General features: G+C 34.0%; 22 protein-coding genes. All 22 read left to right on the top strand.

All coding sequences use genetic code 11. The features are described from left to right. Positions 1-15 precede the first annotated feature (15 nt). The 22 genes from rnpM to DYE31_RS07850 all read left to right on the top strand — a co-directional run bounded on the left by rnpM (position 16) and on the right by DYE31_RS07850 (position 23,744). Positions 16-300 carry an RNase P modulator RnpM gene (rnpM, locus tag DYE31_RS07955; RefSeq protein ID WP_015900152.1) on the top strand — a complete coding sequence of 95 codons (285 nt, stop codon included), beginning with the start codon at positions 16-18 and terminating at the stop codon, positions 298-300. Further along, positions 297-602, top strand: a complete 306-nt coding sequence (locus DYE31_RS07950) for a YlxQ family RNA-binding protein (RefSeq protein ID WP_015900153.1) — start codon at positions 297-299, stop codon at positions 600-602. The genes rnpM and DYE31_RS07950 overlap by 4 nt, the downstream gene beginning before the upstream one ends. Positions 603-618: 16 nt before the next feature. Next, a complete protein-coding gene (gene infB / locus DYE31_RS07945; protein WP_015900154.1) occupies positions 619-2,742 on the top strand; it encodes a translation initiation factor IF-2 in 2,124 nt (707 codons plus the stop codon). A 205-nt stretch (positions 2,743-2,947) separates the two neighbouring features. Next, the gene (locus tag DYE31_RS07940; RefSeq protein WP_015900155.1) at positions 2,948-3,712 is read left to right on the top strand and encodes an exotoxin beta-grasp domain-containing protein; all 765 of its coding nucleotides are present in this window, start codon (positions 2,948-2,950) and stop codon (positions 3,710-3,712) included. Positions 3,713-3,845: 133 nt separating this feature from the next. Beyond that, the gene (locus tag DYE31_RS07935; RefSeq protein WP_015900156.1) at positions 3,846-4,223 is read left to right on the top strand and encodes a VOC family protein; all 378 of its coding nucleotides are present in this window, start codon (positions 3,846-3,848) and stop codon (positions 4,221-4,223) included. A gap of 191 nt (positions 4,224-4,414) precedes the next feature. Further along, the gene (locus DYE31_RS07930; protein ID WP_115314378.1) at positions 4,415-5,158 is read left to right on the top strand and encodes a glycerophosphodiester phosphodiesterase family protein; all 744 of its coding nucleotides are present in this window, start codon (positions 4,415-4,417) and stop codon (positions 5,156-5,158) included. 34 nt (positions 5,159-5,192) lie between these two features. After that, positions 5,193-6,503, top strand: coding sequence for an MFS transporter (locus DYE31_RS07925; RefSeq protein ID WP_015900159.1), 1,311 nt, complete (start codon positions 5,193-5,195; stop codon positions 6,501-6,503). Positions 6,504-6,878: 375 nt separating this feature from the next. Then, the gene (gene rbfA, locus DYE31_RS07920) at positions 6,879-7,226 is read left to right on the top strand and encodes a 30S ribosome-binding factor RbfA (protein WP_015900160.1); all 348 of its coding nucleotides are present in this window, start codon (positions 6,879-6,881) and stop codon (positions 7,224-7,226) included. A 148-nt stretch (positions 7,227-7,374) separates the two neighbouring features. Further along, the gene (truB, locus tag DYE31_RS07915; protein ID WP_015900161.1) at positions 7,375-8,289 is read left to right on the top strand and encodes a tRNA pseudouridine(55) synthase TruB; all 915 of its coding nucleotides are present in this window, start codon (positions 7,375-7,377) and stop codon (positions 8,287-8,289) included. A gap of 15 nt (positions 8,290-8,304) precedes the next feature. After that, positions 8,305-9,279, top strand: coding sequence for a bifunctional riboflavin kinase/FAD synthetase (locus DYE31_RS07910; protein ID WP_015900162.1), 975 nt, complete (start codon positions 8,305-8,307; stop codon positions 9,277-9,279). Positions 9,280-9,403: 124 nt separating this feature from the next. Further along, a complete protein-coding gene (gene rpsO, locus DYE31_RS07905; RefSeq protein WP_015900163.1) occupies positions 9,404-9,673 on the top strand; it encodes a 30S ribosomal protein S15 in 270 nt (89 codons plus the stop codon). A 164-nt stretch (positions 9,674-9,837) separates the two neighbouring features. After that, the gene (pnp, locus tag DYE31_RS07900; RefSeq protein ID WP_015900164.1) at positions 9,838-11,943 is read left to right on the top strand and encodes a polyribonucleotide nucleotidyltransferase; all 2,106 of its coding nucleotides are present in this window, start codon (positions 9,838-9,840) and stop codon (positions 11,941-11,943) included. A gap of 174 nt (positions 11,944-12,117) precedes the next feature. Next, complete coding sequence (gene rnjB / locus DYE31_RS07895; protein ID WP_015900165.1) at positions 12,118-13,791, top strand: ribonuclease J2; 1,674 nt, start codon at positions 12,118-12,120, stop codon at positions 13,789-13,791. A gap of 259 nt (positions 13,792-14,050) precedes the next feature. Next, positions 14,051-16,450, top strand: coding sequence for a DNA translocase FtsK (locus DYE31_RS07890; protein WP_015900166.1), 2,400 nt, complete (start codon positions 14,051-14,053; stop codon positions 16,448-16,450). Positions 16,451-16,452: 2 nt separating this feature from the next. Beyond that, complete coding sequence (locus DYE31_RS07885) at positions 16,453-17,175, top strand: GntR family transcriptional regulator (protein WP_015900167.1); 723 nt, start codon at positions 16,453-16,455, stop codon at positions 17,173-17,175. 59 nt (positions 17,176-17,234) lie between these two features. Then, entirely contained in the window at positions 17,235-18,464 is a 1,230-nt protein-coding gene (gene yfmF, locus DYE31_RS07880; RefSeq protein ID WP_050731429.1) for an EF-P 5-aminopentanol modification-associated protein YfmF, read from the top strand. Then, complete coding sequence (yfmH, locus tag DYE31_RS07875) at positions 18,461-19,747, top strand: EF-P 5-aminopentanol modification-associated protein YfmH (RefSeq protein WP_015900169.1); 1,287 nt, start codon at positions 18,461-18,463, stop codon at positions 19,745-19,747. Before yfmF ends, yfmH begins: the two co-directional genes overlap by 4 nt. Further along, positions 19,747-20,454, top strand: coding sequence for an elongation factor P 5-aminopentanone reductase (gene ymfI / locus DYE31_RS07870; RefSeq protein WP_015900170.1), 708 nt, complete (start codon positions 19,747-19,749; stop codon positions 20,452-20,454). The genes yfmH and ymfI overlap by 1 nt, the downstream gene beginning before the upstream one ends. 128 nt (positions 20,455-20,582) lie before the next feature. After that, entirely contained in the window at positions 20,583-21,422 is an 840-nt protein-coding gene (locus DYE31_RS07865; protein WP_015900171.1) for a DUF3388 domain-containing protein, read from the top strand. A 21-nt stretch (positions 21,423-21,443) separates the two neighbouring features. Next, positions 21,444-21,842: a helix-turn-helix domain-containing protein gene (locus DYE31_RS07860; protein WP_015900172.1), complete on the top strand. Its 399-nt coding sequence runs from the start codon at positions 21,444-21,446 to the stop codon at positions 21,840-21,842. Between the two features lie 30 nt (positions 21,843-21,872). Continuing rightward, positions 21,873-22,451: a CDP-diacylglycerol--glycerol-3-phosphate 3-phosphatidyltransferase gene (pgsA, locus tag DYE31_RS07855; protein WP_015900173.1), complete on the top strand. Its 579-nt coding sequence runs from the start codon at positions 21,873-21,875 to the stop codon at positions 22,449-22,451. A 150-nt stretch (positions 22,452-22,601) separates the two neighbouring features. After that, positions 22,602-23,744 carry a CinA family nicotinamide mononucleotide deamidase-related protein gene (locus DYE31_RS07850; RefSeq protein WP_015900174.1) on the top strand — a complete coding sequence of 381 codons (1,143 nt, stop codon included), beginning with the start codon at positions 22,602-22,604 and terminating at the stop codon, positions 23,742-23,744. Positions 23,745-23,786: the final 42 nt, after the last annotated feature.

The raw sequence follows: 23,786 nt of genomic DNA, 5'->3' as shown, positions 1-23,786 counted from the left end.
GGAGTGAATGACTTTATGAAGAAAAAGAAGATTCCAATGAGAAAGTGTATACTTTCTAATGAAATGCGTCCCAAAAACGATATGATTCGTGTGGTTATTAATAAAGAGGGAGAAATTTCTGCAGATGCTACAGGTAAGAAACCTGGGCGCGGTGCTTATGTTTCTAAAGACGTAGCACTCGTTGAAAAAGCACAAGAAAAAGGCGTGTTGGAAAAGTTCTTCAACTCAGATGCAGAAACACTTGCTCCTGTATATAAAGAAATCATACGTCTCATCTACAGAGAAGAGATACCAAAATGAATAAGAGCAACATCTTGAATTTTTTAGGATTGGCAATGCGTGCTGGTAAAGTTAAAAGCGGGGAATCCGTTATTTTAACTGAAATCAAAAAGAGAAAAGTCTCTTTAGTGATTCTTTCAGAGGATGCTTCGGCAAGGACTGAGAAAGAAATCAGCCAAAAATGCGAAAGTTACCAAGTCCCATTACGTATATTCGGAACCAGAGAAGAACTAGGTCAAGCCCTAGGAAAATCATCTCGCGTGAATATCGCTATAATGGATAACGGTTTTGCCAAAAAGCTATTATCAATGATAGATGAATAACGTAAGGAGTGATTATATGAGTAAACAGAGAATTTACGAGTATGCAAAAGATTTAAATTTAAAGAGTAAAGATGTTATTGATGAATTGAAAAAGATGAATGTAGAGGTGTCTAACCACATGCAAGCGTTAGAACCTAATGAAATCAAAGAATTAGACAAAAAATTCAAACCAGGTTCATCTAAAGATAAGCAAGATAATAAAGCTGCTCAAAATAATCACAAAAAACATCAAAATAATAATAAAGATAAAAACAACAACAATAATGGCGGCAACGCTAAAAAGAACAATAAGAAAAATCACAACAATAAAAACCAAAAAAATAACAAAAACAACAAGAATAATAAAAATCAAAAACAAGCACCTAAACAAGAAGCTGTTAAAGAAATGCCAGAAAAAATTACTTATACAGAAGGTATTACAGTTGGCGAATTAGCTGAGAAAATGAATATTGAATCATCTAATATCGTTAAAAAATTATTCCTTTTAGGTATTATGGCAAACATTAACCAATCATTAGATGATGAAACAGTTGAATTGATTGCAGATGATTACGGTATCGAAATCGAAAAAGAAGTTGTAATTGATGAAGAAGACTTAGACATCTATTTCGATGACGAAGAAGAAGATCCAGATGCAATTGAGCGTCCTGCAGTTGTTACAATCATGGGACACGTTGACCATGGTAAAACAACATTACTTGACTCAATCAGAAACACACATGTTACTGAAGGTGAAGCAGGCGGTATCACGCAACATATCGGTGCGTATCAAATTGAAAATGACGGCAAAAAAATCACTTTTTTAGATACACCGGGACATGCAGCCTTCACTACAATGCGTGCACGTGGTGCGCAAGTTACTGATATTACAATTTTAGTTGTAGCTGCTGATGATGGTGTTATGCCTCAAACTATTGAAGCAATCAACCATGCTAAAGAAGCAGATGTACCTATCATTGTTGCAGTGAACAAAGTTGATAAACCAACAGCTAATCCTGATCGTGTAATGCAAGAATTAACTGAATATGGCTTGTTCCCTGAAGACTGGGGCGGCGACACAATCTTCGTACCACTTTCTGCATTAAGCGGTGATGGTATTGATGACTTACTTGAAATGATTGTCTTAGTATCAGAAGTACAAGAATTGAAAGCTAATCCAGAAAAACGTGCTGTAGGTACTGTTATTGAAGCAGAACTTGATAAATCACGTGGACCTGCTGCATCATTACTTGTTCAAAATGGTACATTAAATGTCGGTGATGCAATTGTAGTCGGCAACACTTATGGACGCGTTCGTGCAATGGTTAATGATGCAGGTAAACGTGTGAAATCTGCTGGTCCGTCAACACCTGTTGAAATTACAGGTATTAATGATGTACCACAAGCTGGTGACCGTTTTGTTACGTTCTCAGATGAAAAACAAGCACGCCGTATCGGTGAAGCACGTCATGAAGAAAGTATCATTCAACAACGTCAAGAAAGTAAAAACGTTTCTCTTGATAACTTGTTTGAACAAATGAAACAAGGTGAAATGAAAGATCTTAACATCATTATCAAAGGTGATGTACAAGGTTCTGTAGAAGCGCTTGCTGCTTCACTTATGAAAATTGATGTTGAAGGTGTAAATGTACGTATTATCCACACTGCTGTAGGTGCGATTAATGAATCTGACGTTACTTTAGCGAATGCCTCAAATGGTATTATCATCGGATTCAACGTACGACCTGATTCAGGTGCAAAACGTGCAGCTGAACAAGAAAATGTAGATATGCGTTTACACCGTGTTATCTATAATGTTATCGAAGAAATTGAAGCGGCGATGAAAGGTATGCTTGATCCTGAATATGAAGAAAAAGTTATTGGACAAGCTGAAGTTCGTCAAACATTCAAAGTATCTAAAGTCGGTACAATTGCTGGTTGTTATGTTACTGATGGTAAAATCACTCGTAATGCAGGTGTTCGTGTTATTCGTGATGGTATCGTAGTCTTTGAAGGTCAATTAGATACATTGAAACGTTTCAAAGATGATGTTAAAGAAGTAGCACAAGGTTACGAATGTGGTATTACAATTGAAAAATTCAATGATATTAAAGTGGATGACATTATCGAAGCTTATGAAATGGTAGAAATCCAAAGATAATATTATTCTATTAAAATGCACTTTCCTTAGTTGGGAAGTGCATTTTTGTGTATATAGGAAATGAATAGATGGGAATTTCGTTGTGATTTCACTGACTAAGTAATCCAATAAGTTAAATATTAGTTTATAATTGGTTAATTCTATCTCTGTCTTTTAAACATTATGATATTAATGTAGTAAATATTATATTATTCGGAGGAACATCATGAAAAAGACAGCAATCATTAAAGCAAGCTTAGCTTCACTAGTTATAGGTACTGGTTTATTTGCAAGTACTGCACAAGCTTCAGAAATTTCATTAGTACGTCACACATTAGGGCTAGATCAACAATCAAAACAAACACAACAAAATACAAATGTTTATAAAACTGATAGAGAAGACAAAAATGTATTATTAGGGTATTACACTCAACCATCCACAGAGTTAACAAATTTAATTGGCTATACAAAGGATAATGATAAATTGGAATTTGTTCCTAAAGGAGGAGTAGGTGAAACGTTAGTTACTGTATCACCAAATACTTTCTCTAAGTACAATGCAGATAATAAAGGTAATCCTGGTTTAGATGTTTTCGTAGTAAGAGAAAATACTTCTGATCGTAGCGCCTCAATTTTATCTAAAGGTGGAGTAACTAAAACAAATAAAAATCAATATAAAGACACTTTAAAAACGCCAATTATAAATGTGAAATCAACTGAAAATGGACTAACAAAAGACGAGTCATTAAAGGGCATTAATTTTAATAAAGAGGAAGTATCTTTAAAAGAAGTAGACTTTAAACTCCGTAAAGCACTTATTGAACAAAAAGGGCTATATAAAGGTCAATATAGTGATGGAAAAATAATAGTTCATTTAAACGATGGCGAACACAATACTTTTGAACTTCATAAAAAGCTTCAAGACAATCGTATGAGCGATGTTATCAATTCAACTGATATCAAATACATTGAAGTATCATTAACTAAATAATTTAACTGAGAGGCAGTGACAAATCATGAATTTGTATACTGCTTCTTTTTAGGTAATTTAATCCATCTAAGCACTAATTACTTATAAATAGTGGTAAAGTAAAAGAAATAACAAATGAGATGGAGAGATTTTTATGTTGACGAATATTTGGTTTAATTTAGGTTGTGATGATTTAGATAAAAGCATGAAGTTTTATAAAGACATCGGTTTTACGATTATCCAACAACCAGAACAAGAAGGAGAAATGTTTGGATTTAAAGCTCAAACAGGCTCACCTGTTATGGTTGTGCCAAGAGAACGTTTTAATCAATATGTTGGAAAAGAAGCTTCTGGTAACGATGTATTAATTTCATTGTCGGTAAAAACAGAAGAAGAAGCGGATGAGTTAGCTAAGAAAGTAGAAGCAGCTGGCGGTATTATAAAAGACGCACCCAAAGTAAGAAACAATTTCTATGGTTTTTCATTCCAAGACATTGATGGCCATTATTTCAATATTATTGTAATGGCTTAATCTCATAAAATTGCTTATTTGTCAGATATTGCAAATAAGCAATTTTTATTTATAGAAATTTTGGATGTTATCAAAAATTTATGAGAAGTATTTAAAAATTATGTAAGGGTTTTCATATTTATATTGTGCGAAATATAAAACAGAGTTATTATTAAGATGGAGAATTCGATAAAGGGGTTGGAGGCATCAATATGAAAAAAATATATGGACACAGAGGCGTGCCGAGTTTAGCGCCAGAGAACACCATAGCATCTTATGAAACTGCTGCAAAAATTCCTGGTTTAAAATGGATTGAAATAGACGTTGCAATTACAGAAGATGAACAATTAATTATAATACATGATGATTATTTGGACAGGACAACTTCGATTTCAGGTGAAATAAGTGATACTTCATATGAGATTATTAAAAATGCAAGTGCTGGTTATTGGTTTGATAAAAAATTTAGTGAAGAAAAAGTGTTAACTTTTTCTGAATTTATTGATGTCGCTAATGAATTAAAATTGAATGTAAATATAGAACTTAAAGGTACAACAGGTAAAAATGGACCGAAGTTATTTAAATCTTATGTTCACCAACTAACAAAATTAATGGACCGATTTGATTCGAATATTGAAATTTTATTTTCAAGTTTCAATATCCCGTTACTAAAGACAATTCAGGAAGTAATGCCTGAATATCCGAGAGCTGTACTTTATGAAAAATGTGCATTTTATGAAGATTGGCGCACTGTTTTGGATTTTTGTGACACTAAAATTTTACATTTAGAAGAAATTGGTTTAACAGAAAACTTAGTGAAAATTATTAAAAGCGAAGGTTATACTTTAAATGTATATACAGTAAATGAAAAAGATAGAGCGAATCAATTATTTAGATGGGGTGTAGACGGTATCTTTACTGATGTGGCTCAACATTTAGTTCATTTACAAAATTAATTGTATATATTAGCCACAACTAGGAGGAAACATCATGAATTGGCTGATGAAGAAATTAGGATTAAAAGATTCTAAACAGTTAACAGGGTATTTATTGGTCGTGACAGCAGGACAAATTATTTATTCAGGTTTCGAAGCATTTAAAGGTACTTTTTATAATCAATTATTGCAAGTATTAAATGTAAATAATGCAGAACTTGGTGTGATTTTCAGTTTGATTGGATTGTCGATGTTTTTCTATATACCTGGAGGATGGATCAATAATAGATTTTCAATTCGTTCATTATTAATTACAGGTATGGCGATACGTTTTATCACAATGTGTATTGTTATTTTTTTACATCCAAGTTTCATGTTTTTAAAAATTATTGCTGTCATTTGGGGGCTTGTAGAAGCCTTTTTCTGGCCAGCAGTGTTAAATGGGGTTGTATTCTATACTGACAGAGAGCAGAGAGCAGAGAGCAGAGAGCATAGAGGATTAGGATTCGGCTTATTGGAATCGATTCGTTGTGGACAAGAAGTTATTATGAATTTAATTCTCGTAGCTATTATGGCCGCAGTAGGTAGTATTGCAGTATTAAAAGGTGGCATGTTAGTTTATAACTTGCTACTCATTCCATTAATTATTTTAATTTGGAAATATGTCCCTAAAAACGGGATTGCAGCAGATGAAAATCATGATGCAGAAACAGGCTATAAATCTGCAAAAGCTTTAAAAGGTTTGCTATACGTATTGATTCAGCCTAAAGTTTGGCTTGCTGCTATAACTGCAATGTCAGTTTATTGGAGCTATATCATTTTGATTTACACAGTTCCTTATTTACAAAGTGTATATCATTTAACAACAGCGCAAACAGCTTTCTTCGGTGTAATCAATACAGGTTTAATCGGAGTATTAGCAGGGGTAATTGCAGGTACTATCTCAGATTTTGTCTTCAAATCGTCAGCAAAAATGATTGGTGCGGGTTTGATTGCATCTGCTGCAATTCTTGTTATTGTTGTATTCTTTCCAGTTGGAACTACATTCAGCATTGTATTGTTAGTTACACTTTCCCTTACTACATTTCTATCAAAAAGTGTCTTGCTCGCTCCGATTTCAGAATTGAAAATACCCGAAGATTATTCAGGCGCAGCGATGAGTGTTGGTTCATTTTTAGCATATGCTCCTGTGTTTTGGGTGTATCGATTAAATGGAAGTTTATTAGATTCATTTAAAGGACATGAAATTCTTGCTTATCAAACTATTTTCAAAATTGGAATTGTCGTTTCGTTATGCGGTGCACTTTCAGCATTGATTTTAACATTTTTAATGAAACAATCACGCAAAAAAGAAGTATCAAATTGAAACGTGAAATAAAAATGAAACGTAAAAAATTAGGGTGTTCTGCGTAATTTTAAACAGTTAGGCAGCAAGTATAAAAACAATGAATCATTATAAATTTTGAAAATCGTTATAATATCAATGGTTTTAATATAAAAAGAAAATAAAAGGCATTTTACAGAAGTGAATTAAAATGAAATGTAAATTTTATTTTGAAATGTGCTATTAAACTTTTACGCATTCTTTACATGCTTAACTGTATCTTTACAATTTGTTTGGTCTTGAGTCATGATTAAAACTACTTCTTCAAGGGAAAAACTTTGTCAATAGGGCGATTTTAGTTTATAATTTTGGACTGAAGCTAATCGTTAAATGCAGAAGTTAGAAGAGGTGAAATACATGAGTAAAATGAGAGCAGAACGCGTTGGTGAACAAATGAAAAAAGAATTGATGGACATCATCAATAACAAAGTTAAAGATCCAAGAATCGGATTTATTACTATTACAGATGTCCAAGTCACTAACGATTTATCATTGGCTAAAGTTTATTTAACAGTATTAGGTAATGAGAAAGAAGTCGATGACACATTTAAAGCATTAGAAAAAGCCAAAGGATTTATTAAATCTGAATTAGGTTCAAGAATGCGTTTAAGAATCGTTCCAGAATTACAATTTGAATATGATCATTCAATTGAATACGGAAATAAAATTGAAAAAATGATTCAAGACTTGCACAAAAAGGACTAATAAATCATAAATTTTACTAACTGCATTTCTCTAAGTGAGAGATGCAGTTTTTTAATATACAAAATTAAAATTTGTTTATTTCTACTATTTCTTAAGATAAAACTGATGTAAAATAGATACGGTACGAATTAAATTTGAGGTGTTAAAAATGGAGGGTATTTTACCTGTTTTTAAAGAGCGTGGACTTACAAGCCACGATGTAGTCTTTAAACTACGTAAAATCTTACATACTAAAAAAGTAGGCCATACAGGGACATTGGATCCAGAAGTAGATGGTGTATTACCTGTATGTATCGGGAATGCTACTAAAGTAAGTGATTATATTATGGATATGGGAAAAGCCTATGAGGCTGAGGTCACGATTGGTTACAGTACAACAACTGAAGATCAAACTGGTGAAGTATTAGAAAGACGTAATGTAGAACCAGATCAATTATCAACACAAGAAATAGATGCAGCAATTCAATCATTTAAAGGTGAAATTGAACAGATTCCGCCTATGTATTCATCAGTAAAAGTAAATGGACGAAAATTATATGAATATGCACGTAATAACGAGACGGTTGAAAGACCGAAACGAAAAGTGATGATTTATGAAATTGAGCGAACATCAGAGCCTGAATTCCACGATGGTGTTTGCAGTTTTAACATCTTGATTCGATGTGGCAAAGGTACCTATATTCGTACACTAGCTACAGATATTGGAAATGTTTTAAATTATCCAGCACATATGTCTTTACTTACTCGAATAGAGAGCGGCGGTTTCCAAATTAAAGATACTTTGAAATTAGATGAGGTTGATCATCTTTTTAAGCAAGAATCATTACAGGAACACTTATTTCCTATAGAATATGGATTGAAGGGATTACCTCATATTCGTATTAGTAATCCAGAGATGAAAAAACGTATTTTAAATGGGCAGAAGTTTTATAAAAATGATTTTACAGAAGCGATTGAAGGTGTGACGGTATTAGTTGATAGTGATACAGAAAAAGCATTAGCACTTTATATACCGCATTCTGAAAAACCAAATGAAATCAAGCCGAAGAAAGTTTTTAATTAAAGGAGAGGCACACTTATGAAAGTGATAGAAATTACACATCCAATTCAACCAGAGCAATATATTAAAGAAGACGTTGCGATGGCATTAGGCTTCTTTGATGGATTGCATAAAGGACATGCGCAAGTTTTTCATGCGCTGAATGAAATCGCTGAAAAGAAAAACTTGAAAAAAGCAGTGATGACATTTGATCCTCATCCATCAGTGGTATTGAATCCAAAACAAAAAAGAACAGATTATCTGACACCTTTATCAGATAAAATAGAGATTCTTGAAGCCTATGATATTGATTATGTTATCATTGTGAACTTTACTTCTAAATTTGCAGATTGTTCGATTGAAGAGTTTGTAGAACAATATCTTGTAGAGAATCATGTTAAAGAAGTGATTGCAGGCTTTGATTTTACGTTTGGAAAACATGGGAAAGGCAATATGTCAGTGTTAAAAGAGTTGAAAGAACATTTTAATACGACAGTGGTAAGCAAACAGGAAATGTATTCAGAAAAAATTTCAACAACTGAAATTCGTCGTGCATTAAAAGAAGGTAATTTGAAAAAAGCTAATGAAGAATTAGGGTATCGCTATCGTATTAAAGGTACCGTTGTTCAAGGAGAGAAACGTGGTCGCACCATCGGATTCCCTACAGCAAATATTGAACCGAGTGATGATTACGTACTTCCGAAAAAAGGCGTTTATGCTGTCAGCTTAGCGATTGGTGCAGAACAACGTATTTACCGCGGTGTTTGTAATGTAGGTGTGAAACCGACATTCCATGATCCAAAAAAATCTCATGTAGTTATTGAAGTGAATATTTTTGATTTTGATGAAGATATTTATGGAGAACGTGTTGTTGTTTTCTGGCATCATTATTTACGCCCTGAAATTAAATTTGATGGTATCGATCCGCTTGTCGAACAAATGAACAAAGATAAAGAACAAGCAAAATATTTATTATCTGTTGATTTCGGTGATGAAGTATCATATAATATTTAGGTCGGAATGATTGCATGTTTTGCAGTCAGATTGAAAATAAACAGTCCTCTATCTTGGTAGGTCGAGACTCCGACGCCTCACTCAGACTGAGGAGACTATATAAAATTAAAGGAGGAAATTGACTATGGCAATTTCACAAGAACGTAAAGACGAAATCATTAAAGAATACCGTGTGCACGAAACTGATACTGGTTCACCAGAAGTACAAATCGCTGTATTAACTGCTGAAATCAATGCGTTAAACGAACACTTACGTACACACAAAAAAGACCACCATTCACGTCGTGGCTTATTAAAAATGGTAGGTCGTCGTAGACATTTGTTAAACTACTTACGTAAAAAAGATATTCAACGTTACCGTGAATTAATCAAATCATTAGGTATCCGTCGTTAATCTTTTGAAGTAATTAAACTGATACCATTTAGAGGAAAGAACCATCGTTGGTTTCTTTCCTTTTTTTATAGGGCAGATAAAAACTGGAATATAATTTTAAGCTAGTAAATGATATGATAGAAGTATTAAATGTAAAAGAGGTAGTAATAGAAAGGAGATTCCTAATGTCTCAAGAAAAGAAAGTGTTTAAGACTGAATGGGCCAACCGACCATTGTCGATAGAAACAGGACAGATGGCGAAACAAGCAAATGGTGCGGTACTCGTACGTTATGGTGACACAGTTGTGTTATCTACAGCGACTGCATCAAAAGAACCGCGTGACGGCGATTTCTTCCCATTAATGGTGAACTATGAAGAAAAAATGTATGCTGCAGGTAAAATTCCTGGAGGCTTTAAAAAACGCGAGGGTCGTCCAGCTGATGAAGCAACATTAACTGCACGTTTAATCGACAGACCAATTCGTCCTCTATTCCCTAAAGGTTATAGACATGACGTTCAAATTATTAATATGGTATTGAGTGCAGACCCTGATTGCTCACCTGAAATGGCAGCAATGATTGGCTCATCTATGGCATTGAGTGTTTCTGATATTCCATTCCAAGGCCCAATTGCAGGTGTTAACGTTGGATATATTGATGGAGAATATGTCATTAACCCTACAGTAGAACAAAAAGAAGTTTCTCGTTTAGATTTAGAAGTTGCAGGTCACAGAGATGCTGTAAACATGGTTGAAGCAGGCGCAAGTGAAATCACTGAAAAAGAAATGCTAGACGCTATCTTTTTCGGTCATGAAGAAATCAAACGATTAGTTGATTTCCAACAAGAAATCATTGATTATCTTCAACCTGAAAAAACTGAATTCATTCCTAAAGAACGCAATGCTGAAGTAGAAGAGAAAGTGACTGCTTTAACTGAAGAAAAAGGATTGAAAGATGCAATCCAAACATTCGATAAAAAAGAACGCGAAGAAAATATTGATGCAATCCGTGATGAAGTTGTTGCTGAATTTGAAGATGAAGAAAATCCAGACAATGATGAAGTAATCGCAGAAGTTAACTCAATCTTAAATGATTTAGTGAAAGAGGAAGTCCGCCGTCAAATCGCAGATGAAAAAGTTCGTCCAGATGGTCGTAAACCGGATGAAATCCGTCCGCTTGATTCTGAAGTAGGTCTATTACCTCGTGCCCACGGTTCAGGTTTATTTACACGTGGTCAAACACAAGCTCTTTCTGTATTGACATTAGGTGCTATGAGTGAATATCAATTGATTGATGGTTTAGGAACAGAAGAAGAAAAACGTTTCATGCATCACTATAACTTCCCTAACTTCTCAGTAGGCGAAACAGGTCCAGTACGTGCACCAGGGCGTCGTGAAATCGGACATGGTGCTTTAGGTGAACGTGCATTGCGTTATATTATTCCTGATACTAAAGACTTCCCATATACAGTGCGTATTGTAAGTGAAGTTTTAGAATCTAATGGTTCTTCATCTCAAGCATCAATTTGCGGATCTACGCTTGCATTAATGGATGCTGGTGTGCCGATTAAAGCACCAGTAGCTGGTATTGCAATGGGACTTGTTACACGTGATGACAACTATACAATCTTAACGGATATCCAAGGTATGGAAGATGCTTTAGGAGATATGGACTTTAAAGTAGCAGGTACTGAAAAAGGTATCACAGCCATTCAAATGGATATTAAAATTGATGGTTTAACACGCGAAATTATTGAAGAAGCTTTAGAACAAGCACGTGTAGGACGTTTAACAATCTTGAATCATATGCTTGAAACAATTGATCAACCACGTCCTGAATTGAGTGCTTATGCACCTAAAGTTGAAACAATGACAATCAAACCTGAAAAAATCAGAGATGTTATTGGACCTGGCGGTAAGAAAATCAATGAAATCATTGATGAGACAGGTGTTAAATTGGATATCGAGCAAGACGGTACAATCTTTATCGGTGCTGTAGACCAAGATATGATTAACCGTGCACGTGAAATCATTGAAGATATTACACGTGAAGCTGAAGTTGGACAAGTTTACAATGCGAAAGTAAGACGTATTGAAAAATATGGTACTTTTGTAGAACTTTTCCCAGGTAAAGATGCTTTATTGCATATTTCTCAAATTGCAAATCAACGTATTAATAAAGTTGAAGATGTATTGAAATTGGGAGATACAATTGAAGTCAAAGTCACTGAAATTGATGACAAAGGCAGAGTGAATGCTTCTCACCGTGCGTTGTTAAATAAAGAAGATTAATAAAGTAAAACCAGAATGTTACCTTTTAAATTAGGAAAACATTTCTGGTTTTTTCTATATACATAACAGTTGCCTTCAGTTCCCGTGTGAAGTAGTGTACAATGCGTTCGATTTAACCTATAATGTAATATGAATACTTATATGGTCGGGGAATTATAAATAGGAGGTAACATTTTGAATTTAGTAAAGAAAAAGAATAATGATATTCGCATCATCCCGCTTGGCGGCGTGGGTGAAATTGCGAAAAATATGTATATCGTCGAAGTAGACGATGAAATGTTTATGCTGGATGCAGGATTGATGTTCCCAGAAGATGAAATGCTGGGTGTCGATGTTGTTATTCCAGATATTCAATATGTCATTGAAAATAAAGATAAATTAAAAGGTATTTTCCTTACACATGGACATGAACATGCGATTGGTGCGGTAAGCTATGTTTTAGAACAAGTCGATGCACCTGTTTATGGTTCAAAATTAACGCTTGCGTTAGTTAAAGAAAATATGAAAGAACGCAATATCAATAAAAAAGTACGTTATTACACTGTAAATGATGAATCAGTCATGCGTTTCAAAAATGTAAACGTATCTTTCTTCAATACAACACACAGTATTCCAGACAGCTTAGGTGTAACAATCCATACTTCATATGGTGCAATTGTTTATACAGGTGAATTTAAATTTGATCAAAGCTTGCATGGCAACTATGCACCGGATTTGAAAAAAATGACAGAAATTGGTGAAGAAGGTGTATTTGCTTTAATCAGTGATTCAACTGAAGCAGAGAAACCGGGTTACAACACACCAGAAAATGTGATTGAATCTCATATGTTAGATGCATTTACAAAAGTGAACGGCAGACTTATCGTTTCTTGTTATGCTTCAAATTTTATTCGCATTCAACAAGTATTGAATATTGCACGTAAATTAAACCGTAAAGTATCCTTCTTAGGACGTTCTTTAGAATCATCATTTAATATTGCTCGAAAAATGGGATATTTTGATATTCCAAAAGATTTATTGATTCCGATTAACGAAGTTGAAAATTATCCTAAGAATGAAGTTGTCATTATTGCGACAGGTATGCAAGGTGAACCTGTAGAAGCATTAAACCAAATGGCAAGACAAAAACACAAAATAATGAATATTGAACCAGGCGACTCTGTCTTTTTAGCAATGACAGCTTCAGCAAACATGGAAGTTATCATTGGTGATACATTAAACGAGTTAGCACGTGCTGGTGCAGATATTATTCCGAACAGCAAAAAAATACATGCTTCAAGCCATGGTTGCATGGAAGAACTCAAAATGATGATTAACATCATGAAGCCAGAATACTTTATCCCCGTCCAAGGCGAGTTCAAAATGCAAATTGCACATGCTAAATTAGCAGCTGAAGCAGGTGTTGCACCTGAGAAAATCTTTTTAGCTGAAAAAGGCGATGTGTTGAACTATGATGGCGAAGATATGGTCTTAAATGAAAAAGTAGAATCAGGAAATGTGTTAATCGATGGTATTGGTGTAGGCGATGTAGGAAACATCGTTTTACGAGACCGTCATTTACTTGCAGAAGATGGTATCTTCATTGCAGTTGTTACACTTGATCCGAAAAACAGAAGAATCGCAGCAGGTCCTGAAATTCAATCACGTGGATTTGTATATGTACGTGAAAGTGAAGAATTGTTGAAAGAAGCGGAAGAAAAAGTTCGTGAAATCGTAGAACAAGGTTTGCAAGAACGTCGTATCGAATGGTCTGAAATTAAACAGAACATGCGTGATAAAATCAGTAAACTCTTATTTGAGAATACTAAAAGACGTCCGATGATTATTCCAATCATTTCAGAAGTTTAATTCAATAAATCGTATCTATAAAAAGATACACAAATGCTATGGTGTCCTCAAAAAGGGGTGCCATAGCATTTCATATTATTTATTGTATTTTAATTATTAAGAAAGTAGCACGTATTTTGCTATAAATGTTAAAATAGAAGGATAGTATTATAGATTGAAAATACTTAATGACAAGACTATAACAACATTTTAAAAAGTCTTACTCATTAAAAATACATAGAAGCACACGTAATTATATATTGAAAAGAAGGTGTATGTTTTGGCACAAAGAAAAAAGAGAACGACAAGCACGAAGAAAAAGACAACTGCTAAGAAGAAATCTTCTAAAAAGCAACAAAATGAAGCGCCTTTGCGTTATATTGCGGCGATTATCACTGTAGTCTTAGTCGTTCTGGGTGCCTTCCAATTAGGTATTATTGGCAGAGTGATTGATTCATTTTTCAATTACCTTTTTGGATATAGCAGATATTTAACTTATATTCTGGTGATATTAGCATCAGGATTTCTTGCGTATAACGGTAAATTACCAAAGACACGCCGATTAACTGGATCAATTGTATTGCAATTCGCATTATTATTTGCGGCGCAGTTATACTTAGTATTTACTAAAGGTGCTGCAGGTGATAGAGAACCTGTTTTATCATATGTGTATCGCCAATATGATAAAACACATTTTCCAAACTTCGGTGGTGGGGTGATTGGTTATTATTTAGTTCACTTATCTATCCCGCTTGTATCTATTGTTGGTGTAGTTGTCTTTACAATTATTTTATTTATTTCCAGTATTATTCTCTTAAATAAACAACGCCATCGTGATGTAGCCAAAGTTTTCTTAGAAAAATTAAAAACTGGAAGCCAATCTGCAGCGATACATAGAAAAGAGCGTAAAGAGCGCCAAGCAGAACGTGCAGAAGAGAAACGAAGACGAAAAGAAGAAAAAGAACTTGAAAGACAAGAGCGAGAAGCTGCAAAAGCACAGCAAGAAGAAGTTAAGGATGTCAGTGATTTCACTGAAATTCCAATTCCTGAATCAGAAAAAGCAGATAGTGCTATCCCAATTTATGGGCATAATGACAAAGAAAAACAATTGAAACAACAAGGAAATGATCAAGAAGAAGCTTCACAAAATGTGATGACTGAATCACCGCGCAAACGACCAAAACGACAATTAGTTGAGGATGTACCTGAAGAAACATCTAAAGAAGATATGGGTTCTATTTCAGATGCAGGAGAAGTAGAAAATGCTGCGTATAAATTACCGCCATTAACACTTTTAAATACACCAGCTAAACAAAAAACGACTTCTAGAGCGGAAGTACAAAAGAAAGGCCGTTTATTAGAAACAACTTTGAAAAACTTCAATGTTGATGCGAAAGTGACACAAATTAAAATAGGACCAGCTGTTACACAATATGAAGTTCAACCTGCCCAAGGCGTGAAAGTCAGCAAAATTGTTAACTTGCATAATGATATTGCGCTAGCACTTGCTGCAAAAGATGTTCGTATTGAAGCACCAATACCAGGACGCTCAGCTGTAGGTATTGAAGTACCGAATGATAAAATCTCATTAGTATCATTAAAAGAAGTATTAGAAGAAAAATTCCCTTCTAAGAATAAATTAGAGGTAGGTTTGGGTAGAGATATATCAGGCGACCCAATAAGTGTTGAATTAAATAAAATGCCGCATTTACTTGTGGCAGGTTCAACAGGCAGTGGTAAATCCGTTTGTATCAATGGTATTATTGCGAGTATTTTATTAAATGCGAAGCCTCATGAGGTTAAATTAATGCTAATTGACCCTAAAATGGTAGAATTAAATGTATATAACGGTATTCCACATTTATTAATTCCAGTGGTTACTAATCCGCATAAAGCTTCTCAAGCTTTAGAAAAAATTGTGGCTGAGATGGAACGTCGTTATGATTTATTCCAACACACTGGAACAAGAAATATTGAAGGCTACAATAAATACTTGAAACGACAAAATGAAGAATTAGAAGAAAAACAATCTGAACTTCCATATATTGTCGTTATCGTAGATGAGTTAGCAGACTTAATGATGGTAGCCGGGAAAGATGTAGAAAATGCGATTCAACGTATTACACAAATGGCGCGTGCAGCAGGTATTCATTTAATCATCGCCACACAACGTCCGTCAGTAGATGTTATTACTGGATTGATTAAAAATAATATTCCATCAAGAATTGCTTTTGCAGTAAGTTCACAAACTGACTCTAGAACAATTATTGATAGAGGCGGTGCTGAAAAACTCTTAGGTAAAGGAGATATGCTGTATTTCGGTAATGGTGGTTCAATACAAACGCGAATTCAAGGCGCTTTCTTAAGTGACGAAGAAGTACAAAATATCGTGAATTACGTAGTTGAGCAGCAAAAAGCTAATTACGTAAAAGAGATGGAACCTGATGCGCCAACTGATAAAGCTGATGCTCAAAGCGAAGATCCTTTATATGAAGAAGCTTATATGTTTGTAATTGAAAAACAAAAAGCAAGTACATCTTTATTGCAAAGACAATTTAGAATTGGCTATAACAGAGCATCACGATTAATGGATGATTTAGAAAACAACAATGTAATCGGTCCGCAAAGAGGAAGCAAACCTAGACAAGTATTAGTAGATTTAGATAATGGTGAGGTGTAAAGATGACAAATACAAACTCTATATACAGAATCAAAGAATGGATCTTAAACGCTATTGACGATGGTACTTTGCAACCGGGCGACCCGGTTCCTAGTACATTATTCATTGCACGAGAGGTAAATGCTAAAACAGATGATGTGTACGATGCAATTGATGAATTGATTACAGAACAAGTATTGACACAAAGTTTTGAAGCACAAGCAACTGTTAAAGAATCACAGCCTTTCTTTTATCCTTTGGATAAATTGCTTAGCATTGGCAAAATGATTGAAAAAGAGGGCTACCAAGCTGGAACTATTTTTATGAATTTAGATCAGCAGCCTTCTACAAGATTTGATCGTAAAGCTCTGAATTTAAAAGAAGGCGAGTTTGTCACATTAATTGAACGTATTCGTACAGCGAATGGTCGTCCGGTCGTTTATTGTTTAGATAAAGTGGCAACTGATTATTTAACATGTGCAGCTTTTCAAGCACATGATGAATCCATTCTGACTGCCATTAAAGAAAATGCTGATATTACGATTGCTTACTCAGAAACTGAAATTGAATCTGTCAGTTATGAGCCGAGAGTATCTGAAGCTTTAGAAGCTGCACCTAATGAAGCATTAATGTTATTAAAACAAATTCATTATGATGCTGATCATCGTCCGATTCTGTTTTCATTTAATTACTTCAAGAGTGAAGTCGTTAAATTCAAAACAGTTCGAGAAACAGAACCCGAATAAAAGAGGTGGAAAGTTTGAACAAACAATTAGAATCTAAAAAAGAACCACGAATCAAAGTTATGCCGACAGATAAGTTTAAAACCACTTTGGTGACATTTAAATTTATGGCGCCTTTAGATGAAGAGACTATGACGTCACGCTCTTTATTAAGTAAGCTTTTAGTAAGAGCGACTAAAAAGTGGCCGACAGATAAAGCATTTAATCGTAAGTTATCTGAACTATATGGTGCTTATGTAAATAGTTTCGTAACAAAATTTAAAGACAAGCATGTTATTACACTTACATTAGAACTTGTAAATGAGAGATATCTTAAACATAAAGACCCGTTATTTGATGAAGGACTAGCGTTGTTGAAAGAGATTATTTATAATCCGATTGTTGAGGATGGCAAGTTTAATGAAACATTTGTTCAACAAGAAAAAACATTATTGAAGAAAAAATTGGAAGCGGTCAATGATAATAAATCACAACTGGCATTCTTAAAATTAATGGAGAATATGTTTGGTAATCAACCATACAGTTATTTAGCATCAGGATTAAGCGAAAACATACCGAAAGTAACGCCTGAATCGTTATATCATACATATCAATCCATGCTTGAAAATGATGACTGTGCAGTTTATGTAGTTGGGAATGTTGATACAAATATTGTCACTGAAAAAATAAAGAATATGTTCAATATTCAACCGCTTACACAAGTTTCTCATGTAATTCAAGCCCAACATTCTGAGAATGAATTACCACAAACAATTATTGAATATGATGATTTAGACCAAGCAAAATTAAACATTGGATTTAGATTCCCTACATATTATGGCCGCCCTGATTATTATACGTTTGTTGTTTTTAACACTATGTTTGGCGGAGACCCATCTTCTGTACTATTTAATGAAGTGCGTGAAAAACAAAGCTTAACTTACTCTATCCATTCGCAAATAGATGGAAAGAATGGTTATATGTTCGTTCTTAGCGGTGTCGCTGTTGAAAAATATGAATTAGCAAAAGAAACAATCATTGATGAATTTAAAAAATTCCAAAATGGAGAATTTACAGAAGAAAAATTGGAACTTGCTAAAAAAATCTTAATATCTCAACGTAATGAATCACAAGATCGTCCAAAAAGTATGGTCGAAATTGCACATAATCAAATTTTATTACCTGAAGATTTAACAAATGGTAATTATGGTCAAAAGATTCATGAAGTAACTAAAGAAGATATTATTAATTTAACGCAACGTGCCATCCTAGATACGGTTTATGTATTGACGAAGGAGGATGAAGCAGAGTGAACAAACAATACTATGAGTTAATAGACGAAACTGTTTATGAAAGCCAAATGGATAATGGTTTAAAACTATTTATCATTCCTAAAAAAGGTTTTCAAAAAACCTTTGTAACATATACTACGCAATTTGGTTCTCTCGACCATAAGTTCAAACCACTTGGAAATAATGAATTCGTAACTGTTCCTGATGGTGTAGCACACTTTTTAGAACATAAATTGTTCGAAAAAGAAGAAGGAGACTTATTCACTGAGTTTGCTGAGGATAATGCGCAAGTTAATGCATTTACAAGTTTCGACCGTACAAGTTACTTATTCAGTGCAACTTCTAATGTTGAGAAAAATATTCTTCGTCTGATGAATATGGTAGAGACACCTTATTTCACTGAAGCAACAGTTGAAAAAGAAAAGGGTATTATTGCTGAAGAAATTAAAATGTACCAAGAACAACCTGGATATAAATTAATGTTTAATACTTTACGTGCAATGTATTCAGAACACCCTGTACGTGTTGATATTGCAGGCAGCGTAGAAAGTATTTATAACATTACAAAAGACGATTTATATTTGTGCTATAAAACTTTCTATCATCCATCTAATATGGTTATGTTTGTAGTTGGAGATGTGGATCCAGAAAAAATAAATAATCTGGTAAGTGAGCACGAAGCAAAACGTGAATTAAGCGATCAACCTGAAATTGTACGTGATCCACTTGTAGAACCTAATGAAGTACAGCAAGAAACAATCCTTGAGGAAATGAACATCCAAATTCCTCGATTAATGTTAGGATTTAAAAATATACCTCCTGAAGGCTCTAAAGAAATGTTTATGAAACGTGATTTAGAAATGACTTTCTTTTTTGAAATGGTTTTAGGAGAAGAAACAGATTTCTATCAAAAGTTATTAAATGATGATTTGATTGACGATACATTTGGATATCAATTTGTGATGGAACCTACATATAGTTTTTCTTTAATTACAAGTTCGACTCCAGATCCATCTCAATTAAAACAATTACTTTTAGATGAATTAAAAAGTAAGGTCGGGAATTTAGAAGACGAAGAAGCCTTTGAATTATTGAAAAAACAATTCATTGGTGAATTTATTTCAAGTCTAAACTCACCTGAATATATTGCAAACCAATATACAAAACTGTATTTTGAAGGTGTCAGCTTGTTTAATATGCTAGATATTGTAGATAGTATAACTTTAGATAGCATCAATGATGCTTCTCAAAAAAGCTTGAACTTTAATCAAATTACAGATAGTCGTTTGGAGATTAAAAAGTAATGAAAGCTCTTGTTATCGGCGGTTCAGGTTCAATAGGTTCTGCAATCGTAGATCGATTGTTAGAAGAGGGTTACGAAGTTATTATTCATTACAACCGTTCTGATATAACTATGTTAAAACAAAAGTATGCGCATCAAAAAGTTTCTTTTGTGCAGTGTGATTTAGCGCAAAATACTTCAGACATTATGCAGCATTTTGAGTTTGTTCAAAATCTAGATTGTTTAATTTATGCAGCTGGACAAAGTTTATATGGAATGGTACAAGATATGGATGATACGTTGGTAGATCATTGTTACCGCATCAACGTTAAAAGTTTGATTCAACTTACTAGAGGTTTTATTAATCAGTTGAGAAGAAGCAACAACGGCAGAATCATTGTTATCTCTTCAATTTGGGGAGAAACTGGTGCAAGCATGGAAGTTGTTTATTCAACAATGAAAGCAGCACAAATCGGTTTTGTAAAAGCACTTAGTCAAGAGCTTTCGCTGACAAACATTACAGTAAATGCTGTGGCACCTGGTTTTGTGAGTGGCAACATGGCAGATGAATGGTCAGAAAGCGAACGTGCAGAAATCATTAATGACTTGCCGCAGCAGCGAATGGTTGCACCAGAAGAAGTCGCTTACACATGTGCATATTTGTATCATCCAATGGCGCAAAGTGTAACTGGAACTGTTCAAAAAGTTAATGGCGGTTGGTACATTTAGTTATTGATTTCTATATTCATATTTCATGAGATAATGCTATAATGTAGTTATCTTTTACTCGTACATAGGACGTAAAGATGCATCATAAGTGTTCTATTCGATGTTTGAACTAAGGGGCGTGGAAAAACATGATAGCACCAGAACGTAAAATTGAATGGTATTTGGAATATGAAATTACATTTAATAGAGCGGGCTTATTAGGAGATGTCTCAAGTCTTCTAGGAATGATGGGAATAAGCATTGTGACTATTAATGGTGTCGAACAAAATCGCAGAGGACTATTAATCAGAGCCGAAAGTGTGGATAAAATGCATCGCTTTGAAGATATTGTGAATCAAATTGATGAAATATCGATTAAAAAGCTTCGCAAACCTGAATTAAGAGATCGTTTGGCTGTACGCCATGGTCGTTATATAAAACAAGATGCTGAAGATAAAAAAACGTTTAGATTCGAACGTGAAGATTTAGGGCTGCTTGTTGATTTTATGGCTGAAATTTTTAAAGAAGACGGCCATAAATTAATTGGAATCAGAGGAATGCCGCGTGTCGGTAAAACAGAATCTATAGTAGCAGGTAGTGTTTGTGCACATAAACGTTGGTTATTTATCAGTTCAACATTAATAAAACAAACAGTTAGAAACTCATTGCTTAAGGGCGAATATGGACCAGAACATGTTTATATCATTGATGGTGCGGTTACAGCTAGAGAACAAGATCCTAAACATCGCCAGTTAGTAGATGAAGTAATGACTTTGCCTGCTATTAAAGTAGTAGAACATCCTGATTTGTTTGTTGAATCTTGTGACTATCAACTCGATGATTTCGATTATATTATTGAACTGAGAGAAACAGATGATCAAGAAATTAAATATGAGCATATGAAACAAAAAACAGTTAAAAGTAAGAATAATTTAGATTTTGGTGATACTTTTGATGAATTTGGTGGAGGCTTTGGATTTTTCGAATAATGTATCAAGGAGTGTAAACGGATGAGCAATACAATTGGACAGACTTTAAAAGGAAAAAGAGAGCGTCTAGGGATGACTTTAAATGAATTAGAAAAACAGACTAATGTAAAACGAGAAACACTAGTCTTAATTGAAAATAATGATTTTGAAGCCCTTAAAAATCCGAATTACGCTGAAGGAATTATTATGAAATATGCAAAGGCTGTGAATACAGATTCATCTATATTAATTCATCATCATAGAGAAGAATTGCCTCAACCTGCTGAGCGTCAATATGATAAATCTATTGAACAATTCAGCGGGCCTAATCCACCTATGTATAAAACGCAAAATAAAGATTCAAGACAGCTTGTAATTTGGTTGTCAGGATTTATTATTTTGACTGCAGTATTATGGGTGTTGGCAGTTCTCTTTTTATAATATGATAAGTTAGAAGTGAGGAGTTAAATTATGAACCTGCCCAATCAGATTACAGTCTTTAGGGTAATTTTAATACCGGTATTTATACTATTTGCTTTAGTGAATTTCGGCTTTGGCAATATGACTTTTATCGGTGGCTATGAAATACGTATTGAGCAATTTATCAGTGGAATTATCTTTATTGTTGCTTCATTAAGTGACTTTGCGGATGGTTATTTAGCGCGTAAATGGAATTTAGTTACTAATATGGGTAAATTCTTAGATCCGCTAGCAGATAAATTACTTGTTGCGAGTGCTCTAATTGTACTTGTACAATTAGATTTAACCAATTCAGTTGTAGCAATCATTATTATTGCTCGTGAATTTGCGGTAACAGGTTTACGTTTATTACAAATTGAACAAGGATTCGTAAGTGCTGCTGGACAACTTGGAAAAATTAAAACAGCAGTTACGATGGTTGCATTAGTTTGGATTTTACTTGGTGAACCACTAGCAATGTGGATTGGTTTTCCATTAGGCCAAGTATTATTGTATATCGGCGTATTCTTTACAATCTTGTCTGGAATTGAATATTTCTATAAAGGCAGAGATGTTTTTAAACAACAATAATAAGATTCAAATATTTAGGGTGTTATCAATGCAGTTATTTTTCATTTTGGCATTTTACAGTGCAAATGAGTTCACAAATGACTGTGTTTGTGACATCCTTATTTTTGTGTAGATTAGGATTAGAAACCATTTGAAGATGGGGGAATAGATATGAAAATTTCAATTGTAGCAGTTGGTTCAGAATTATTATTAGGTCAAATACTGAATACAAACGCTAAATATTTAGCACAATTGTTTAATGGTGTAGGCTTGAATGTTATGGAACAAGCGGTCATCGGTGATAATCCAGAACGTTTAGAACGCTTGTTAAGACAAACTTTAGAAGAAAATGATACTGTCATCATGACAGGTGGCTTAGGGCCTACAAAAGATGATTTAACAAAACACACAGTAGCTAAAGTTTTTGGTAAAGAGCTTGTGACTGATAATGAAGCATTAGAATATATTGAAAATTATTTTAAAGAGCAACATCAAGAAATGAGTGAAAACAATAAACAACAGGCCTTAGTGATTGAAGGCGCAAAAGTGCTTCCTAATAAAGTAGGTATGGCACCTGGTATGTTAGTTGAGCAAGATGGCAAACGTGTTGCCTTAATGCCTGGACCGCCTAAAGAAATGCAGCCTATGGCAGAAAATGAGCTGCTTCCTTATTTATTAGAAGGAGATAAATTAATTTTTTCTGAACAGTTAAGATTTGCGGGTATCGGTGAATCAAGAGTAGAAACAGAATTAATGGATTTAATAGATAATCAATCTAATCCAACTATTGCGCCATTAGCAGGTCCTCATGAGGTCTCTACGCGTTTAACAGCGAATGGCAGAAACCAAGAAGAGTGTGAAAAACTTATTGCACCTGTTAAAGAAGAAATTCTTAAACGTATTGGTAAATATTATTATGGCTCAGATCATACTAAAATCGAACAAGCTGTTTTAGCTAAAATACCAGGTGATTTTGCGATATATGATGGTGTAACCTCAGCTGAGATTTACTCACGACTTAAAGAGTATGATAAAGACAACCAATTAAAAGGTATGCTGCTTGATAATGATAAATATGTAAGCAGCACTTTAACCCTTGAAGAACGTTTGAAACTTTCTGCAGCTTACGTAAGAGATTTTTATCAAACAGAAATCAGTATTTCATTATTATATGATGGCGAAAAAGTGCATTTAGGTGTGTTGACAGAAAAAGGCTTCGAGAGTGAATCGTTTGTGATGACACAAAAAAGAAATTTAGTTAAACACAGAACGCCAAATTATGTCTACATCCGTCTTATTAATTTGTTTTCTTGAGGATATAAGTTTTAAAAAGTTCGAAAACAGGTACGGATGTTC

Source organism: Staphylococcus carnosus (genome assembly GCF_900458435.1).
GTDB lineage: Bacteria > Bacillota > Bacilli > Staphylococcales > Staphylococcaceae > Staphylococcus > Staphylococcus carnosus.
The sequence above is the reverse complement of the archived record's forward strand: the minus strand, read 5'-3'. Positions and strand labels throughout refer to the sequence as shown.

Coding starts and splice junctions, on each gene's coding strand:
- rnpM (WP_015900152.1), top strand. CDS start 16: ATGAAGAAAAAGAAGATTCCAATGAGAAAGTGTATACTTTCTAATGAA.
- DYE31_RS07950 (WP_015900153.1), top strand. CDS start 297: ATGAATAAGAGCAACATCTTGAATTTTTTAGGATTGGCAATGCGTGCT.
- infB (WP_015900154.1), top strand. CDS start 619: ATGAGTAAACAGAGAATTTACGAGTATGCAAAAGATTTAAATTTAAAG.
- DYE31_RS07940 (WP_015900155.1), top strand. CDS start 2,948: ATGAAAAAGACAGCAATCATTAAAGCAAGCTTAGCTTCACTAGTTATA.
- DYE31_RS07935 (WP_015900156.1), top strand. CDS start 3,846: ATGTTGACGAATATTTGGTTTAATTTAGGTTGTGATGATTTAGATAAA.
- DYE31_RS07930 (WP_115314378.1), top strand. CDS start 4,415: ATGAAAAAAATATATGGACACAGAGGCGTGCCGAGTTTAGCGCCAGAG.
- DYE31_RS07925 (WP_015900159.1), top strand. CDS start 5,193: ATGAATTGGCTGATGAAGAAATTAGGATTAAAAGATTCTAAACAGTTA.
- rbfA (WP_015900160.1), top strand. CDS start 6,879: ATGAGTAAAATGAGAGCAGAACGCGTTGGTGAACAAATGAAAAAAGAA.
- truB (WP_015900161.1), top strand. CDS start 7,375: ATGGAGGGTATTTTACCTGTTTTTAAAGAGCGTGGACTTACAAGCCAC.
- DYE31_RS07910 (WP_015900162.1), top strand. CDS start 8,305: ATGAAAGTGATAGAAATTACACATCCAATTCAACCAGAGCAATATATT.
- rpsO (WP_015900163.1), top strand. CDS start 9,404: ATGGCAATTTCACAAGAACGTAAAGACGAAATCATTAAAGAATACCGT.
- pnp (WP_015900164.1), top strand. CDS start 9,838: ATGTCTCAAGAAAAGAAAGTGTTTAAGACTGAATGGGCCAACCGACCA.
- DYE31_RS07885 (WP_015900167.1), top strand. CDS start 16,453: ATGACAAATACAAACTCTATATACAGAATCAAAGAATGGATCTTAAAC.
- yfmF (WP_050731429.1), top strand. CDS start 17,235: ATGCCGACAGATAAGTTTAAAACCACTTTGGTGACATTTAAATTTATG.
- ymfI (WP_015900170.1), top strand. CDS start 19,747: ATGAAAGCTCTTGTTATCGGCGGTTCAGGTTCAATAGGTTCTGCAATC.
- DYE31_RS07865 (WP_015900171.1), top strand. CDS start 20,583: ATGATAGCACCAGAACGTAAAATTGAATGGTATTTGGAATATGAAATT.
- DYE31_RS07860 (WP_015900172.1), top strand. CDS start 21,444: ATGAGCAATACAATTGGACAGACTTTAAAAGGAAAAAGAGAGCGTCTA.
- pgsA (WP_015900173.1), top strand. CDS start 21,873: ATGAACCTGCCCAATCAGATTACAGTCTTTAGGGTAATTTTAATACCG.
- DYE31_RS07850 (WP_015900174.1), top strand. CDS start 22,602: ATGAAAATTTCAATTGTAGCAGTTGGTTCAGAATTATTATTAGGTCAA.